An 18,079-nucleotide genomic window follows, 5' to 3' on the forward strand; every position below is an offset into this window, starting at 1 on the left:
ATGCGCCCGCCGCAGCGCTTGCCGGTCGGGCGCACCCGCGCGCCGCAGCGTTTACCGGACCGGGTGCGCTCGTGCGCAGCAGCGGTTGCCGGTCGGGCGCGCCCGTGCGGGACGGGGTTGCCGGGCCCGATCCGTTCGCGCGTCGCCATGGTCGCCCGGATCCGGGCACGTCAGGCCGGGTGGCGGCACCGTTGTCCCACCCGGGGACTACCGTGCGGGGGTAGCACGATCACGGGAGGTCGACAGCGGTGTCCGGAGGCGGCAGGGTGTCCGAGGAAGCGGTTCCCCAGCAGGTCGATGCGGCGCAGGAGGCCGCCGGTCCCGAGCCGACGCCGCAGGCGCGGGAGCGGCACACCACGCTCAGCCAGGAGCTGACCGAACACCAGTACCGCTACTACGTGCTCGACGCGCCGACCATCTCCGACGCCGACTTCGACCGCCAACTGCGCGAGCTGGAGGCGTTGGAGGCGGAGTTCCCGGCGTTGCGCACCCCGGACTCACCTACCCAACGGGTCGGCGGCACGTTCTCCACCGACTTCACTCCGGTCGCCCACGCCGAACGGATGATGTCGCTTGACAATGCCTTCGCCGACGAGGAGTTGGCCGCCTGGGCGGAGCGGGTCGAGCGGGACGCCGGTGGTCCGGCACCTTATCTGTGTGAGCTGAAGGTCGACGGGCTGGCGATCAACCTCACCTACGAGGGCGGCCGGCTGGTTCGGGCGGCCACCCGCGGCGACGGCCGCACCGGCGAGGACGTCACCGCCAACGTGCGCAGCATCCGGGACGTGCCCGGTCGGCTGACCGACTCGGCGGAGTTCGGTCCGCCCCCCGAGTTCATCGAGGTGCGGGGCGAGATCTACTTCCCGGTGGCTGCCTTCGCCGACCTCAACGCCGGCCTGGTGGAGCAGGGCAAGGCACCCTTCGCCAACCCGCGCAACGCCGCGGCCGGCAGCCTGCGGCAGAAGGATCCGCGGATCACCGCCTCCCGCCCGCTGCGCCTGGTGGTGCACGGCATCGGCGCCCGCCGTGGCTTTCAGCCGGCCACCCAGTCCGAGTCGTACGCGGCGTTGACGGCATGGGGGCTGCCCACCAGCGACCGCTGGCGGGTGGTGCCCGACCTGACCGGCGTCCGGGACTACATCGCGCACTACGCGGCGCACCGGCACGACGTCGAGCACGAGATCGACGGTGTGGTGGTGAAGGTCGACCCGGTGCCCATCCAGGGACGGCTGGGCTCCACAAGTCGGGCACCACGCTGGGCGATCGCCTTCAAGTACCCGCCGGAGGAGGTCAACACGACCCTGCTCGACATCGAGGTCGAGGTCGGGCGGACCGGCCGGGTCACGCCCCGGGCGGTGCTCCAGCCGGTCCGGGTGGCCGGCTCCACCGTCGAGTACGCCACCCTGCACAACGCCCGCGAGGTCGAGCGCAAGGGAGTCCTGATCGGCGACACGGTGGTGATCCGTAAGGCCGGTGACGTGATCCCCGAGGTGCTCGGCCCGGTGGTCGACCTGCGTCCGCCGGACGCCCGACCGTTCGTCATGCCGACCACCTGCCCGGCCTGCGGCACCCCCCTCGCCCCCGCGAAGGAGGGCGACGTCGACATCCGGTGCCCCAACTCGCGCAGTTGCCCGGCGCAGTTGCGGGAGCGGGTGTTCCACCTGGCCGGGCGCGGTGCCTTCGACATCGAGGCACTCGGCTACAAGAGCGGCGCCGCGCTGCTCGACGCGCAGATCATCACCGACGAGGGTGACCTGTTCGCGCTCGACGCCGAGCGGCTGGCCCGCGCGCCGTTCTTCGTCAACAAGGACGGCACCCTCGGCAGCAACGCCGTCAAGCTGCTCGACAACCTCGCCACGGCCCGGGAACGTGACCTGTGGCGGGTGCTGGTGGCCCTCTCCATCCGGCACGTCGGGCCGACCGCCGCGCAGGCGTTGGCCCGGCATTTCAGGTCGATCGAGGCGATCGACCAGGCGACCGAGGAGGAACTCTCCTCAGTCGACGGTGTCGGCCCGACCATCGCCGCCAGCATCCGCGAGTGGTTCGCCGTCGACTGGCACCGCGAGGTGGTCCGGAAGTGGGCCGAGGCGGGTGTACGCATGGCGGAGGAGGCGGTGCAGGAGGGGCCACGCCCGCTGGAGGGGGTGACCGTGGTGGTGACCGGGACGCTCGGCGGTTTCTCCCGGGACCAGGCGGCCGAGGCGATCCAGTCCCGGGGTGGCAAGGTCAGCGGCTCGGTGTCGAAGAAGACCGGCTTCGTCGTGGTGGGCGACAACCCCGGCTCCAAAGCGGACAAGGCGGCCAGCCTGAAGGTGCCCGTGCTCGACGAGGAGGGCTTCCAGGTGCTCCTCGACGCCGGCCCCGAGGCGGCCCGGCAGGTGGCCCGCGTCGAGGAGTGACGATCTTTACGGCACTCTGCCGGATACCAACTTAATTACGACTACGACCGATTCGTGACTGTCGCGACGGGAAAGTGGGTGGTGGGGGCGTTTCATTGGGGCACGGCGCGTGAAACCACGGGCCGGTTTCGTGCCGGGAGGTGTGATGGAGTCGCCCGATCCGCGCAACCTCGTCCCGCCCGGGCGGACGGCGCAGTTCTCGGCCTTCGTCGCGGCCGTACTCATGGTGGCCCTGCTCGTCTCGGCGAACGGGCTGGTGTCGTTCGTATCGGCCCTGCCCGACCTGCCGGCGGCGTTCTGGACGATGGCGGTGCTCGCCGTGGCGTGCGACGCCCGGCCCTTCCTACCGCCCGGCCGAGGGCAGTCCTCCTCGGCCGTCTTCCCCTCGACCTGCTTCACCTTCGCGATCCTGCTCGGGTGGGGGCTCGGCCCCGCGGTCGCGGTGCAGGCGGTCGCGGTGGTGGCGTCCGGGGTCCGGATGCGGCACGCGCCCTGGCGGACGGCCTTCAACGCCGGGCAGTACGCCTGCTCGCTGGCCGCGGCGTACGCGATCACCCGGCTCGGACCCGGCGGGATCTACGACGGCGCGGCGCTGGGCTGGACCGACATCACCGCGATCGGCGGCGCCGGGGTCGCCTGGTTCGCGGTCAACTACGGGTTGGTCACCACGGCGGTCCGGCTCCGCTTCGGGGAGCGGTGGTGGCCCAACGCGTGGCACGGCCTGCCCTTCGAACTGCTCTCCACCGGGTCGTTGCTGCTGCTCGCACCGGTGCTGGTCACCGCCGCCAGGGCAAGCGCCGCCCTGGTGCCGCTGGTGCTGGTGCCGCTGTTCGCGGTCTACCGGATGGCCCGGCTCACCGTGGAGCAGCACCAGTTGGCCGCCCTCGACCCGCTCACCGGGCTGCCCAATCGCAAGGCGTTGCTGGCTGAGGTCAACGAGCAGGTGCACCGGCACGCCGAGCGCGCCGCCCGAGGCGAGTCCGGAACCCGCCTCGCCCTCCTCTTGATCGACCTGGACCGGTTCAAGAACGTCAACGACGCGCTCGGCCATGCGGTCGGCGACCGGCTGCTGGTGGAGGTGAGCGCCCGGTTGACCGACGCGGTCGCGCCGCCGCAGATGGTCGCCCGGCTCGGCGGCGACGAGTTCGCGATCGTGATGACCGGGATCACCGATGTCAGCGAGGCCCGTTCGCTGGCCGACCAGGTCGTCGAGGCCCTCGCCGAGCCGGTGCCGCTGGACGGGTTGCCGCTGGATGTCGGCGGTTCCATCGGCATCGCCCTGTTTCCGGATCACGGCGAGGACTTCGCCACCCTGATGCGGCACGCGGACGTGGCGATGTACGACGCGAAGCACCGCAACGACACCGTCGCCGTCTACACCGCCGAGTCCGACCACAACTCCGCCGAGCGGTTGGGGCTGCTGGCCGACCTGCGCCGGGTGCTGGAGGTCGGTGCGTCGGGGCGGGCCGACGGGTCCGGGTCGGCCGAGGCGACCACCGTTCGCGGCGGGGACGGCGCGGTGTTGCCCACCTCGGCACCGCTGGAGGAGCCGGCCGGCATCCGATGGTGGAGTCGGCGGCGACGTCGCCCCCGGCTGCTGCACCACGATGACGAGCTGATCGCCCGGATCATCACCGGCGCGGACCCGACCGTGCGCCGGGCGGCCCGTGACGGGGAACCGGACGCCGCGGCGGTCGGCGGCGCGGTGTGGTCCGGGACGGGTGGCGGTGGCCAGCCGGATCTCGGCGGTGGCGGTGCGGATCCCGCAGCTCCGACCGTCGGCGACCGCCCCGGCGCTGAGCCGGGCACGGACGCGGGCGAGATCATGATGTATTACCAGCCGCAGGTCGCCATCGCCACCGGAGAGGTGGTCGGGGTGGAGGCGCTGCTGCGCTGGCGGCACCCACGCCGGGGGATGGTGGACCCGGAGGAGCTGATCCGGGTCGCCGAGCAGAGTGCGGTGATGCGGCTGCTCACCCGCCGGGTCGTCGACGACGTGGTGGAGCAGCTCGCCAAGTGGACGGCGGCCGGCCTCGGGCTGCGGGCGGCGTTGAACGTCAGCGTGCGGGACCTGCACACCGGCGAGATCGCCGACCAGATCGCCGACCGGCTCACCCGCTACGGCGTGGCACCGGAGCGGCTGCAACTGGAGATCACCGAGGGTGCCCTGATGGCCGACCCGCGCCGGGTGCTGACCACCATCACCCGGCTGCACCGGATCGGGGTGGGCATCGCGCTCGACGATTTCGGTACCGGCTACTCCTCCCTTCAGCACCTGCGCCGACTGCCGCTGTCGGAGGTGAAGGTCGACCGCTCGTTCGTGCTCGGCATGACCGAGGACGCCGACGACGCGGCGATCGTCCGCTCGACGATCGAACTGGCCAAGGCGCTGGGGCTGCGGGTGGTGGCCGAGGGCGTGGAGGACGAACGGACCTGGCGGATGCTGCACGCGGCCGGCTGTGACGCCGCCCAGGGCTGGTTCTACGCCCGGCCGATGCCGGCCGAGGAACTGGTCGCCTGGCTGGCCCGGTACCGTCCGCTCCGCCCGCTCGGCGGCCACGACGAGGCGGAGATCCCCCGCCGGCACGCCCGCTGATCCCGACGAGCCGTGGGCCCGACCCCGTCGGTCCGGCCCGGGACCAGCCAGGTCGGTGCGGAGGGGATCATGGGCGTCGGCGAGGCCGGGACCAGCCAGGTCGGTGCGGAGGGGATCACGGGCGTCGGCGAGGCCGGGACCAGCCACGTCGATAGGGGCCGGGCCACGACGCCGGTCGGGCCGGGACCAGCCGGGTCGGGTGCCCGGGGAGGCGGCAACGGCCGGCCGGGCGGGAAACAATAGACTCGCTGCGGTCACCGCGCGTCGCGTACCCGGCAGCGGTGGGCGCAGGTCAGGCAGACGCAGCACAGCCACGAAGGGGGCACCGATGGCCGCCATCTCCCGCGAGGAGGTCGCGCACCTGGCGCGACTGTCGCGGCTCGCCGTGACGGAGGAGGAGTTGGACACCTTCGCCGGTCAGCTCGACGTGATCCTCCAAGCGGTCGCGCAGGTGGGCGAGGTCGCCGCCGCGGACATCCCGCCGACCTCCCACTCGGTGCCGCTGACGAACGTGCTCCGCGAGGACGTCGTGACGCCGTGCCTGACACCCGAGGAAGCGTTGTCGGGTGCCCCCGACGCGGAGGAGCAGCGGTTCCGCGTACCGCGGATCCTGGACGAGGATGTGGCCTCATGACCGACGTCACCGCAATGACCGCGACGCAGATCGCGGGGCTCGTCGCCACCGGCGCGGCTTCCGCCGTCGAGGTCACCCAGGCCCACCTGGACCGGATCGCCGCCGTCGACGGCCGGGTCAACGCCTTCCTGCACGTCGACACCGAGGGCGCGCTGGCCGCCGCCCGCGACATCGACGCCCGCCGGGCGGCCGGTGCGGAACTGGGGCCGCTGGCCGGTGTGCCGGTCGCGGTCAAGGACGTCCTCACCACGAAGGGTGTGCCGACCACCGTCGGCTCGAAGATCCTTGAGGGCTGGCGTCCGCCGTACGACTCGACGATCGTGGAGCGGCTGCGCGCCGCCGGCACGGTGATGCTCGGCAAGACCAACATGGACGAGTTCGCCATGGGTTCCTCCACGGAATACTCGGCGTACGGGCCGAGCCGCAACCCGTGGGACACCGACCGCATTCCGGGTGGTTCCGGCGGGGGGAGCGCGGCGGCGCTCGCCGCGTACGAGGCTCCGCTGGCGATCGGTTCGGACACCGGCGGCTCGATCCGCCAGCCCGGCGCGGTCACCGGCACCGTCGGCGCGAAGCCGACCTACGGCGGTACCTCCCGGTACGGGCTGGTGGCCTTCTCCTCCTCGCTGGACACTCCCGGCCCGTGCGCCCGTACCGTGCTCGACGCGGCGTTGCTGCACGCGGCGATCGGCGGGCACGACCCGCGTGACTCCACCTCCATCCCGGCACCGGTGCCGGACGTGGTGGCCGCGGCGAAGCTCGGCGCGACCGGCGACCTGAGCGGGGTGCGGCTGGGCATCGTCACCGAGTTCGGCGGCGAGGGCGCGGAGCCGGGCGTGACGGCCGCCTTCAACGAGGCCGTCAACACGCTTAGCAAGCTCGGCGCGGAGATCGTCGAGATCTCCTGCCCGCACTTCCGGTACGCGCTGCCGGCGTACTACCTGATCGCGCCCAGCGAGTGCTCCTCGAACCTGGCCCGCTTCGACGGTGTCCGGTTCGGGTTGCGGACCGGCGACGACGGCAACCACTCGCTGGAGGAGGTCATGTCGCTGACCCGGGAGGCCGGCTTCGGTCCCGAGGTCAAGCGGCGCATCATGCTCGGCACGTACGCGCTCTCCTCGGGCTACTACGACGCCTACTACGGGCAGGCGCAGAAGGTGCGGACGCTTATCACCCGCGACTTCACCGCGGCGTTCGAGCGGGTCGACGCGCTGATCTCGCCGACCACCCCGTTCGTCGCCTTCCCGCTCGGCGCGCGCACCTCCGACCCGTACCAGATGTACCTGGCCGACCTGTTCACCATTCCGAGCAACCTCTACGGCGGGCCCGGCATCTCGGTGCCGTGCGGGCTCTCCGACGGGCTGCCGGTCGGACTTCAGGTGATGGCCCCGACGCTTGCCGACGACCGGATGTACCGGGTCGCCGCCGCGTTGGAGAGCGCCGTCGGCACGTTCACCCCACCGGCACTGTGAGGCAGGAGCACAGATGACCACGACACTGCCCGCGTACGACGAGGTCGTCGCGCGCTACGAGCCGGTGATCGGCCTGGAGACCCACGTCGAGCTGGGCACGAACACCAAGATGTTCTGCGGTTGCCCGACCGACTTCGGTGGTGAGCCGAACACCCGGGTCTGCCCGGTCTGCCTGGGGCTGCCCGGCTCGCTGCCGGTGGCGAACAAGGCGGCGATCGAGGCGACCATTCAGATCGGCTTGGCGCTGAACTGCTCCATCGCGACGTGGTGCCGGTTCGCCCGGAAGAACTACTTCTACCCGGACATGCCGAAGAACTTCCAGATCAGCCAGTACGACGAGCCGCTCTGCGTCGACGGTTACCTGGACGTCGAGGTCAACGGCGAGACGGTGCGGATCGGCATCGAGCGGGTGCACCTGGAGGAGGACACCGGCAAGACGCTGCACGTCGGCGGCGCCACCGGTCGTATCCACGGCGCGACCGAGTCGCTTGTCGACTACAACCGGGCCGGCATTCCGCTTGTGGAGATCGTCACCAAGCCGATCCCGGGTACCGGCGCGTTGGCGCCCGAGGTGGCCCGCGCTTACGTCACCGAGCTGCGGGACGTGATCCGCAGCCTGGGCGTCTCCGACGTACGCATGGAGGAGGGTTCGCTGCGGTGTGACGTGAACACCTCACTGAACCTGCCGGGGCAGGAGTGGGGCACCCGTACCGAGACCAAGAACGTCAACTCGCTGCGGTCGGTCGAGCGGGCGGTCCGCTCGGAGATGCTGCGTCAGGCCGCCGTCCTCGGCGCGGGTGGCCGGATCACCCAGGAGACCCGGCACTTCCACGAGGACACCGGGGACACCACTCCGGGACGGTCCAAGGAGACCGCCACCGACTACCGGTACTTCCCGGAGCCGGACCTGGTGCCCCTGGCCCCGGATCCGGCCTGGGTGGCGGAGCTGAAGGCGGCCCTGCCGGAGCTGCCCCGGCTGCACCGCCGTCGGCTCCAGCAGGCGTGGGGCCTCTCCGACCTCGACATGCAGTCGGTGCTCAACGCCGGTGCGGTCGAGCTGATCGAGGCCACCGTGGCGGCCGGTGCGACACCGGCCGCGGCCCGCAAGTGGTGGCTGGGTGAGCTGTCCCGGCGGGCCAACGAGACGGGCGTGGAGCTGGCCGACATCGGGGCCACCCCGGCCCAGGTCGCCGAGCTTCAGGGCTTGGTCGACGCCGGAAAGCTCAACGACAAGTTGGCCCGCACCGTGCTGGAGGGCGTGGTCGCCGGTGAGGGTTCGCCGACCGAGATCATGACCAACCGCAAGCTGGAGGTCGTCTCCGACACCGGCGCGCTGACCGCCGCTGTCGACGAGGCGATCGCCGCCAACCCAGCCATCGCCGACAAGGTCCGCAGCGGCAAGGTCGCCGCCGCCGGCGCCCTCGTCGGCGCGGTCATGAAGACCACCCGTGGCCAAGCCGACGCCCAAACCGTCCGCACCCTCATCCTCGCCCGCCTCGGCGCTCAAGGCTGACCCCCAACCCCCTCCCACCAACCCGAGTTGATCATGAGGTTAGCGGCAATTGTCGATCTTCAAACTGCCGCCAACCTCATGATCAACCAGCATCACCTCAATGGGCATCAATGGGGATGTCCGAATGGAGTTCCAGCGCGTGGACCGGCACGATCTTGATGTTCTTGACGAGATTCAGCGGCGGGTGTTGTGGCTCGCGACGCGGATCGTGGACGCGGCCAATCATGACCGGGGTGCTGGGGACGGGGTGAAGGTCGGTGGGCATCAGGCGTCCAGCGCCTCGCTTGTCACCGCGATGACCGCACTGTGGTTCGCCCACCTGGGCGCCGAGGACCGGGTCGCCGTCAAGCCGCACGCCTCCCCGGTCTTCCACGCCATCCAGTACCTGCTCGGCAACCTGGACCGGTCGTACCTGCCCCGGCTGCGGGCACGGGGCGGCCTCCAGTCGTACCCGTCGCGGACCAAGGACCCGGACCAGGTGGACTTCTCCACCGGCTCGGTGGGGCTCGGCGCCGCCGCGCCGCTGTTCGCCGCGGTGACCCGTCGCTACGTCGACGCCCACTTCGGTGCGCGGCCGCACTCCCGCTTCGTCGCCCTGATCGGTGACGCGGAACTGGACGAGGGCAACATCTGGGAGGCCGTCGCCGACCCGGCCACCACCGGGCTCGGCAACGTGATGTGGGTGGTCGACTTCAACCGGCAGTCGCTCGACCGGGTCGTTCCCGGGGTACGGATCGACCAGTGGCGCGGCCAGTTCGAGGCCGCCGGCTGGCACGTCGTCGAGGTGAAGTACGGCCGCCGGCTCGCCGAGGCGTACGACCGGCCGGGCGGGGCGGCGTTGCGCGACTGGATCGACGCGATGCCGAACGAGCAGTACCAGTCGCTGTTCGGGCTGACCGGGCCGGCGCTGCGCAAGCAGTTCCTGGACGGTGCTCCCGAGGGCATCGCGGCGTTGATCGCCGACGTCTCCGACGACGACCTCGGTCCGCTCGTCACCGACCTGGGCGGGCACGACCTGGCGGCGCTGCTGGACGCGTACGCCCAGTGTGACGCGGTGACCGACCGCCCGAGCGTGGTGTTCGCGTACACCGTCAAGGGTTGGGGGTTGCCGATCGCCGGTAACCCGCGCAACCACTCCGCCCTGTTGACCACCGAGCAGGTCGACGCGCTGCGCACCGCGCAGGGGTTGACCCGCGACACCGAGTGGGACCGGCTCGATCCGGCGTCGCCGGCCGGGATCCGGGCCGGGCAGCGCCGCGAGGCGCTGTCCCGTGCGCCCCGCGAGCGTGCGCTGGGGGTCACCGTGCCCCAGGCCACGAACGTACGCGCCAACAAGCCGATCTCCACTCAGGAGGTCTTCGGTCGGGTGCTTGTCGACCTGGCCCGTGATCCGCAGGTGGGGCGGTATCTCGTCACCACCGCGCCGGACGTGGCCACCTCCACCAACCTGGCCGGGTTCATCAACAAGACCGGTGTGTTCGCACCGACCGCCCAGCGTTCCTGGTCGGAGGACCGGATGCTGCGCTGGACGGAGAGCCCCGAGGGCCAGCACATCGAGCTGGGCATCTCCGAGATGAACCTGTTCCTGCTGCTCGGCCAGCTCGGCCTGGCGTGGGACCTGTCCGGGCAGCCGCTGCTGCCGGTCGGCACCGTCTACGACCCGTTCGTGCTGCGCGGGCTCGATGCGTTCCTGTACGGCACCTACTCCGGTTCCCGCTTCGTCGTCGCGGGTACCCCGTCCGGTGTCACCCTCGCGCCGGAGGGTGGCGCCCACCAGTCGACAATCACCGCGAGCGTGGGGCTGGAACTGCCCGGGGTGACCTTCGTCGAGCCCGCGTACGCGGCCAGCCTCGACTGGCTGCTCTGCGACGCCTTCGGGCACATGGCCGGGGCGGTTCGGCCGACGACGACGGCGGTGCCGGCCGAGGACGGGGCGTACTACTTCCGGCTCAGCACCCGACCGGTCGACCAGGCGCCGTTCGAGGCGGCCCGGGCCCGGCTCGGTGACGCGGTGCTGCGCCGCCAGGTGCTCGCCGGTGCGTACCGGCTGGTCGACGCCCACCAGGCGTACCCGCACCTGGCCGACGCGCCGACGGTGCAACTTGCCGCCTCCGGGGCGGTACTGCCCGAGGTGCTGGCCGCGGCGGCGGAACTGGCCGACGAGGGTGTCGCCGCCCACGTCGTGGATGTGACCAGCCTGGACCGCCTCTACCGGGCCTGGCAGCGCACCCTGCGTCAGGGCGTACGCACGGCGACCGTGCCGAGCGTGCCGGGCGCGCTGCGGTCCGCCTTCGCCGACCGGGTGCCGGTGGTGACCGTGCACGACGCCGCCTCGCACGCCATGGCCTGGCTCGGCTCGGCCGTGGCCGCGCCGGCGGTCCCGCTCGGCGTCGACGAGTTCGGCCAGTCCGGCAGCGTCCACGACCTCTACGACCTCCACGACCTGCTCCCCGGCAGCATCGTCAACGCCGCCCTCGCCGCCCTCTCCCTCCGCTGACCCACCCCCTTCCCCCCGGGGCCCTCCCGGTCGATCGCTGACCCACCCCCTTTCCCCCCCCGGGCCCTCCCGGTCGATCATGAAGTTGTTGTCCTCGGTAAGCGCTCTCCCGGGCAACTACTCCATGATCGCCGGCTGAGGCGCTGAGGCGCTGAGGCGCTGGGGCGCTGAGGGGGGCTGGGGGGCTGGGCGGGGCTGGGGGCGGGCGTGGGGTCAGCGGGTGGGGGTGGGGGTTGGGGAGATGGTGGGGGTGGGGGTGGGGGTGGCGCCCAGGGGGGTGGTGGGGGGTGGGGCGATGACGGTGCGTTCGAGGTTGACCTGGGCCTGGCCGGTCCCGCCCACGGTGATGTCGTCGTACGCCTGGAGTCGCTTCTCCTGGTCGAAGTAGAGCACCGTCATCGCCAGCGGCGTCGGCTCCTCCTGCTCCAGCCCGCGCAGCCCGGCACCGCCGGTGGAGCCCTGCACCATCAGCGTGGTGGGCTGCTGGCCGGGCACCTCCGGCAGCGTGTTGATCTGCCGGTCGTGGGTGTGCCCGGCGAGCACCAGCGGGCAGGTGCCGGAGAGTGGGCCGGCGGCGGCCGGGTCGTGCACCAGCGCGATGTCGACCGGGCGGGGAGAGCTGCGGATCGTGGCGGCGAGCTTCTCGCCCGTCGTGATCAATTCGTCGGCGGTGGGTTGGCTCAGCCCACCGCTGGCCGGCGAGGTGCTCTTGTCCGGGGTGAAGCGGGGATCACCGATTCCGGCGATGGTCAGCCCGGCGACGGTGGTCGTGGTGTTGTCCAGTACGACCGCGTTGGGTTGGCGGGCCACCGCCGCCGCCGTACGGCCCGAGTCGTGGTTGCCCCGGATGTACACGTACGGCTTCTCGAGCAGGCTGATCGAGCCGACGTACGACGCCTCCGGCTCGCTGCCCCAGTCGGTGATGTCGCCGGTGTCGATCACCACGTCGATGCCGAACTGCTCGGTCACGGTCCGGATGATCTGCCAGGCACTCGGATTGAGGTGCAGGTCGGAGATGTGCAGCACCCGGGTGGTGCCCGGCTCCGGCTCGTACACCGGCAGCGCCGACACCGTCGTGTACAGCTGGGTAACGTTGCCGATGAGCCGCTGGAGCTGCTCGGCGTACCGGGTGTAGTCGTCGGCGATCTTGCGTACGTCGCCGACGATCGCCGGGGCGTTGACCAGCAGGCCCTCGTACCGGGGCTCCTCGATCGACTGGGGCCGGATGGTCGCCGCGGCGGTGCCCAGACTGCCGGCCGTGATCAGCAGCGCCAGCCCACCGGCCCAGGCTGCCCGGCGGGTGTTCCGGAACACCAGCAGCGCCAGCACCAGCGTGGCCAGTACGGAGGAACCGACCGTGCGCAGCCCGAGCCGCATCACCCCCTCCCGGACCTCGTCGACCGCCGACTGGGTGGCCCGGTTGAGGCTCGCCGGATCGTCGATCAGCGCCTCGACCCGGCTCTGGTCCAGCGCGCCCAACTCCACGGTCAGGTGGGTCGGCCCGCCGTGACTGTTCAGCAGCAGCGAGCCCAGCGGTGGGATGTCGACGGTGGTACCGCCGGTGGTCGCGGGCGAGACGGAGAGCCGAGCGTGGAACGGCCCGATGTCGGTGCCCACGTTCCCGCCCGCCACGACACCGGCGAGCACACCGACCAACGTCACGGCCAGGACGGCCACGGCGACGGCGAGGCGGCGCAGACCCCGCTGCCACCCGCCGTCACGCCGCGGTGCGGCGAAGCGCGGCATCGGTGGAAAACGGCGCGGCCGACCAGGGGTCGTGTCCCCGTCCCGATCGCGGCGCGGCTCGTCGTTCTGCTGACCGTCCATGCTGAGATTCTGACCTGCCCGCCGAAGGATCTTGGCAAACCTGGAATGTCGAGTCGGGCGACCGACTCAGCTGCGCCCGGCACCGCCACCGGCGAAGACGAGGCGCAGCAGCCGGTCGTCCTCGGGCGCCGGCCGGCCCCGCCCGTCGTGGTTGGAGGTGCCGACCCAGAGCGAACCGTCCGGCGCGGCGGCGATCCCGCGCAGTCGACCATACCGCTCGGTAAGCAGGGCCTGCGGCTGGCCGAGGACCGTGCCGGTCTCGGTCAGCTCGACCAGCCAGAGCCGTTGACCGCGCAGGCACGCGGTGGCGAGCATCCGTTCCACCGCGGCCAGGCCGGAGCAGGACGCCTCGTCGGTCGACCACTGCACGATCGGGTCGACGTACCGCTCGTCGTCGCCGCGTCCCTCGACCTCGGGCCAACCGTAGTTCTTGCCCTTGGTGATCTGGTTGATCTCGTCCCAGGTGTTCTGGCCGAACTCGACGGCGTACATCCGGTCGCCGGACCAGGCGATGCCCTGCACGTTGCGGTGGCCCAGGGACCAGACCGGGGAGTCCGGGAAGGGATTGCCGGGGGCCGGCTTCCCGTCCGGCGTGATCCGCAGGATCTTGCCGCCGAGCTGCTCGACGTCCTGCGACTGATCGGTGTCCCCGGCGTCGCCGGTGCTGGCGTAGAGCTGCCCGTCGGGACCGAACGCCAGGCCGCCGCCGTTGTGGATGCCCGCCTTGGGGATGCCGGTGAGGATCGGGGTCGGCTTCTCACCGAGTCGCAGCCGGGCCACGCGGTTGTCCCGTTCGGCGGTGTAGTAGACGAAGACCGTCCGGTCCTGGGCGAACTCCGGCGAGACCGCGATGCCCAGCAGGCCACCCTCACCCGAGGCGACCACATCGTCGATGGTCTGCACCTCGGTGATCTTCAAACCGTCGGCGGTCGACTCCGGCCCGACCTGGACGATGCGGCCACTGTCGCGCTCGGTGACCAGGGCGCCGCCGTCGGGCAGGAAGGCGATCCCCCACGGCACCCGCAGCCCCTGGGCGAGCACGGTGGCGACAACCTCCTGGTCGCCGTTGCCCGCGGTGACCGTCGGGCTGGGCAGGTTCGGTGGCTCGCCGGCCGGGTCGGGTTCCGGATCCCCGAGGCTGCAACCACTGGCAACGAGCAGCAGCGTCGCGCAGGACGCCACGAGGGCGGCACGGACCTGACGGGCGCGGAGGTACGGGGGAGCGCTCACCCGCCCCAGAGTAGCCCGCCGGGGCCGGGCCCGTGGAAGGCGAGCCGGTGCCGCCCCCATTGGCTGGTCGGGCCGCGCCGACGCCTATCGTCGGCCGGGTGAAGGTATGGATCCCGCACCAGGCCGGCCACGCCCTGCTCGGCGAGCTGCCGCCGGAGGTCACCGTCGAGACGATGGAGGATCCGGCGAAGCTGCCCTCGCCGATGGCCGGCGTCCGGTTCTGGGTACCGCCCTTCCTGGCCGGCGAGGAAGCCGTGGCCCTCCTGCACGAGCTGCCCGACCTGGCGGTGGTGCAGTTGCTCTCGGCCGGCGCGGACGCCTGGGTGGGGCGGGTACCGGCCGGTGTCACGCTCTGCGACGCCCGTGGGGTGCACGACCCGTCCACCGCCGAATGGGTGGTCGCCGCGATCCTGTCCCAGTTGCGTGCATTCCCGGCGATGGCCCGGGCACAGGCCCGGCGACGGTGGGCGTACGACGAGGTGGCCCCCACCGACGAGCTGACCGGCAAACGGGTGCTGATCGTCGGTGCGGGGTCGATCGGTACCGCGCTACGGGAGCGACTGACGCCGTTCGAGGTGGAGTTCGTGATGGTGGCCCGGACCGCCCGGCCCGAGCAGGGGGTGCACGGGGTCGACGAGCTGCCGCGACTACTGCCGCAGGCGGACGTCGTGGTGCTGCTGGTGCCGCTGACCGAGCAGACCCGGGGGCTGGTCGACGAGACGTTCCTCGCCGCGATGCGGGACGGTGCCCTGCTGGTGAACGCCGCCCGGGGCCCGGTGGCCCGGACCGACGCCCTGGTGGCCGAGCTGGCCACCGGACGGATCTCGGCCGCGCTGGACGTGACCGATCCCGAGCCGCTGCCCGCCGACCATCCGCTCTGGGAGATGCCGAACGTGCTGATCACTCCGCATGTGGCCGGCTCGGTGCGGGGTCTGCTGCCGAGGGCGTACCGCCTGGTCGGTCAGCAGATCCGACGGTTCGTGGCCGGTGAGCCGCCGCGCAACGTGGTGGTGGACGGCTACTGATCCGATCCGGTGAGGTCGCGTCCGGCCGCTGCCACCAGCCTCGGCAGGTCCTCACCACGCACGGCCGGGAGCACGAACCACCGGCCGTCGTCGAGTTGGGCCACCGCCCGCCCGCGCGGGTCGGCCGCCAACTCGACCACCTGGTCCCAGGGGATCCGGCGCTCTCCGGCGAGCGCCCGTACCCGTAACCCACGCACGTCGGCGTCGGTGCCGGCCCGCCAGGCCCAGACGGCCACCGCCAGCGGCACCAGCAGCACCGGCAGCAGATAGGTGCGGGAGCTGGCCAGTGGCAGGGCGCCGATGGTGGCGACGATCGCCCCGACCAGGATGGCCTGGTTGTGCCGGAATCGTGCGGTGTCGGTGCGAGGCATGACCAGATGATCCCACCCGGGCGGAGACGGCCGGCGGTGGGTCGAGGTCGCGAGCGGCACGACCGCCGGGTTGGAGCGTGGGTCGTACGTCTCGACACTCAGTTGCCGTGAGATGACTCACTGTCGATTGGCCGTCACTTCCCGCCGAGCGACTCGTTCATCGATGGTGGGCGGTGGACCATGTCCGTCGTCCGCGTACCGCCCCCGTGCCCCCTCACGAAGGCGACCGTCGTGCCCGTCACGTCTGTGTTCCGTGCCGCCCCGCTGCGGGCCGGCGCACACCGTCCGCTCCTGCCGGAGATCTGCGTGCTCGCGGTCGCCGCCGTGCTGATCGCCCTCGGTGCCGCCGGTCCGGTGCCCGCCCTCGCCGTGGTGGCGCTCGCCGGTGCGGCCGCGTCCACACTGGCCGGGGTACGGCTGTCCCGGCTTACCCTTGCCCCCGAAGCGTTGGCCGGCGGCCCAGCTGCCGGACGGCTGGCCCGCCGTCGGGCGGCGCGTCCGCGTCGGGCGGCCGCCCTGCTGCACGCCGCGGTGGTGACCGCCGGCCTGACCGCGGCGGTGCTACCGCTGGCCTCCGCCGGATACCGCCCGGCGGCCGCCACGGCCGGGCTCGCCGGCACCACCGCACTGCTCGGCGGTGGGCTGTTCAGCCTGCATCGGTCCCGTCCGTCGGTCCGCGGCCGGCTGCGTCGCCTACTCGACCACGCCGTGCCCGGTGTCTGCCTGGTGCTCGCCGCCTGGCTGCTGCTGCCGTACGCCGGTGTGCCGGCGCCGGTGCGGCTGGCGGTCGCGGTGGCCCTGGGGCTGCTGGCCGTCGACGCGTTGGCCGTGCTGACCGGGGCCGACCGTGACGGCGGCGCCGCCCGCTGCCGTGGCGGCGCCGGGTTGACTCTGCTCGCCCTGGTGCTGCTGGCCGCGCTGCCGGCCGGTCCCGCCGCCGGGCGTGCGGCGCTGTTGGCCGTGCCGCCGATGGTGGTCGGCGTGCTGCTGGTCGCCGCCGGGGTCCGACAGGTTGCGCAGGCCGCGCCCGCCCGGCGGACCGCCCTGGTCTGGCCACGGGCGGTGCTCCCACCGGTCGTCGTGGTGCTCGCCGTCGTCCACCAGTTGCAGGCCGGCCTCCTACCCGACCGTACGGCGGTGCTGCTCGCGCTCGCCGTGGTTCCGCCGCTGGTGGCGCGCGAGCTGTTCGGTGTCGCCGCCCCGACGTCGACGGAAGAGTCGGCGGCCATCGCCCCGGCACCCTCGACGGCACCGACACCCGCTGGGCCGGGTGGCCCGGCCGGTCGCGTCGCCCTGCTACGGGCGCTGGCGGCCCGCCCCGAACCGGTCTGCGGCGCTCTGCTCGTGGTCGACCTGCACCTCACCGAGTTGCCCGGCCGGCTGGTGCGCGACGACGTGGCTGCCGAGGCCGTCCGTCGGGCCCGAGCCGTGGCGGCCGACGAGGACGAGGTGTTCGATCTGGCCGGTAGCGGACTCGCGGTGGTAAGCGGGTCCGGTCCGGTGCTGGCGTACGCACTGGGTACCCGGCTGCTCACCGCGCTGAGCCGGCCCTACGAGGTTTCCGGGGCGGTGTTGCGGTCGCGCCCCAGCGTCGGGCTGGCCGAGCTGGGCCGGAGCCGGCCGGAGGATCTGCTCCGCCAGGCGGACCTGGCCCGTCGGCGCGCGGCCCAGCTCGGCCGGGAGCGGGTCGAGTGGTACGACGCCTACCTGGAGGAGCAACTGGTCCGCCGGCTGGACCTGGAGCGGGAGCTGCCCGGCGCGGTTGCCCGGGGCGAGTTGGACCTGGTCTACCAGCCGGTGCTCGGCCTGGCCGATCGGGCTCCGGTCGGTACGGAGGCGCTGCTGCGGTGGCGCAACCCGGTACTGGGCACCGTGTTCCCGGCGGAGTTGCTCCCGGTGGCCGAGGATCTCGACATCATGGGCGAGCTGGGCGTCTGGGTGCTGGACCGGGCCTGTCGACAGTTGGCCGACTGGACCGTGGGTGGCCGACGGCTGTGGATGGCGGTCAACGTGACCACCCGGGAACTCATCTCACCGGACTTCGTGCCCCGGACGGCAGCGGTGCTGGAGGCGTACGGGGTGGGGCCCGACCAGTTGGTGATCGAGGTCGCCGAGCCGAAGGTGGCCGCCGAGTTGCCGACGGTGGTGGCCCGGCTGGCCGGCCTCCGCTCGATGGGCATCCGCACCGCGTTGGACGATTTCCGGGCCGAGCACGCCTCTCTCGCTCAGCTCCGGCGGCTACCGATCGACCTGCTCAAGGTCGGGCCAGAGGTGGCCACGGCAGGCGGTGACCCGCACCGGCCTCTGTTGGACGTGGTGGTCACCGTGGCCGAGCGGTTGGGCCTTGAGGTGGTGGCCGAGGAGCTGGAATCGGCTCACCAGGTCGAGGGGGCGCATCGGGCCGGCTGCCGGTACGGCCAGGGCTTCGAGCTGGCCCGGCCGGCGACCGCCGAGCGGGTCGAGGCGTACTTCGAGGAGTTTCCCTCGACGTCGCGCTGACCGGTGCGGCTTAACC

General features: G+C 72.4%; 11 protein-coding genes. 8 read left to right on the forward strand and 3 right to left on the reverse strand.

The genetic code is table 11. The features are described from left to right. Positions 1 to 266: 266 nt before the first annotated feature. The 6 genes from ligA to AB0J93_RS00895 all read left to right on the forward strand — a co-directional run bounded on the left by ligA (position 267) and on the right by AB0J93_RS00895 (position 11,111). Positions 267 to 2,399, forward strand: a complete 2,133-nt coding sequence (gene ligA, locus AB0J93_RS00870) for an NAD-dependent DNA ligase LigA (RefSeq protein ID WP_363916806.1) — start codon at positions 267 to 269, stop codon at positions 2,397 to 2,399. 145 nt (positions 2,400 to 2,544) lie between these two features. Next, positions 2,545 to 4,995: an EAL domain-containing protein gene (locus AB0J93_RS00875; RefSeq protein WP_363916808.1), complete on the forward strand. Its 2,451-nt coding sequence runs from the start codon at positions 2,545 to 2,547 to the stop codon at positions 4,993 to 4,995. A 328-nt stretch (positions 4,996 to 5,323) separates the two neighbouring features. Then, positions 5,324 to 5,629 carry an Asp-tRNA(Asn)/Glu-tRNA(Gln) amidotransferase subunit GatC gene (gene gatC, locus AB0J93_RS00880; RefSeq protein ID WP_088995614.1) on the forward strand — a complete coding sequence of 102 codons (306 nt, stop codon included), beginning with the start codon at positions 5,324 to 5,326 and terminating at the stop codon, positions 5,627 to 5,629. After that, positions 5,626 to 7,101 (forward strand): Asp-tRNA(Asn)/Glu-tRNA(Gln) amidotransferase subunit GatA, encoded by a 1,476-nt coding sequence (gatA, locus tag AB0J93_RS00885; protein ID WP_363916810.1) that lies wholly within the window; start codon positions 5,626 to 5,628, stop codon positions 7,099 to 7,101. Before gatC ends, gatA begins: the two co-directional genes overlap by 4 nt. A gap of 13 nt (positions 7,102 to 7,114) precedes the next feature. Beyond that, the gene (gatB, locus tag AB0J93_RS00890; RefSeq protein WP_363916812.1) at positions 7,115 to 8,614 is read left to right on the forward strand and encodes an Asp-tRNA(Asn)/Glu-tRNA(Gln) amidotransferase subunit GatB; all 1,500 of its coding nucleotides are present in this window, start codon (positions 7,115 to 7,117) and stop codon (positions 8,612 to 8,614) included. 139 nt (positions 8,615 to 8,753) lie between these two features. Further along, positions 8,754 to 11,111, forward strand: a complete 2,358-nt coding sequence (locus tag AB0J93_RS00895) for a pyruvate dehydrogenase (protein WP_363917658.1) — start codon at positions 8,754 to 8,756, stop codon at positions 11,109 to 11,111. A gap of 213 nt (positions 11,112 to 11,324) precedes the next feature. Here AB0J93_RS00895 and AB0J93_RS00900 read toward each other — a convergent pair whose 3' ends face one another. Both AB0J93_RS00900 and AB0J93_RS00905 read right to left on the reverse strand, forming a co-directional pair. Continuing rightward, positions 11,325 to 12,938 (reverse strand): metallophosphoesterase, encoded by a 1,614-nt coding sequence (locus AB0J93_RS00900; RefSeq protein ID WP_363916814.1) that lies wholly within the window; start codon positions 12,936 to 12,938, stop codon positions 11,325 to 11,327. A gap of 66 nt (positions 12,939 to 13,004) precedes the next feature. Beyond that, complete coding sequence (locus AB0J93_RS00905; RefSeq protein ID WP_363916816.1) at positions 13,005 to 14,228, reverse strand: PQQ-dependent sugar dehydrogenase; 1,224 nt, start codon at positions 14,226 to 14,228, stop codon at positions 13,005 to 13,007. A gap of 38 nt (positions 14,229 to 14,266) precedes the next feature. On the opposite strand from AB0J93_RS00905, the gene AB0J93_RS00910 reads away from it, so the two are divergent. Beyond that, positions 14,267 to 15,193: a 2-hydroxyacid dehydrogenase gene (locus AB0J93_RS00910; RefSeq protein ID WP_363916818.1), complete on the forward strand. Its 927-nt coding sequence runs from the start codon at positions 14,267 to 14,269 to the stop codon at positions 15,191 to 15,193. Here the strand turns inward: AB0J93_RS00910 and AB0J93_RS00915 are convergent. Next, entirely contained in the window at positions 15,187 to 15,564 is a 378-nt protein-coding gene (locus AB0J93_RS00915; protein ID WP_363916820.1) for a PH domain-containing protein, read from the reverse strand. The genes AB0J93_RS00910 and AB0J93_RS00915 overlap by 7 nt on opposite strands. A gap of 231 nt (positions 15,565 to 15,795) precedes the next feature. On the opposite strand from AB0J93_RS00915, the gene AB0J93_RS00920 reads away from it, so the two are divergent. Beyond that, entirely contained in the window at positions 15,796 to 18,063 is a 2,268-nt protein-coding gene (locus tag AB0J93_RS00920; protein ID WP_363916822.1) for a GGDEF domain-containing phosphodiesterase, read from the forward strand. Positions 18,064 to 18,079: the final 16 nt, after the last annotated feature.

The sequence above is a fragment of the Micromonospora sp. NPDC049374 genome, assembly GCF_040677165.1.
Taxonomy (GTDB): domain Bacteria; phylum Actinomycetota; class Actinomycetes; order Mycobacteriales; family Micromonosporaceae; genus Micromonospora.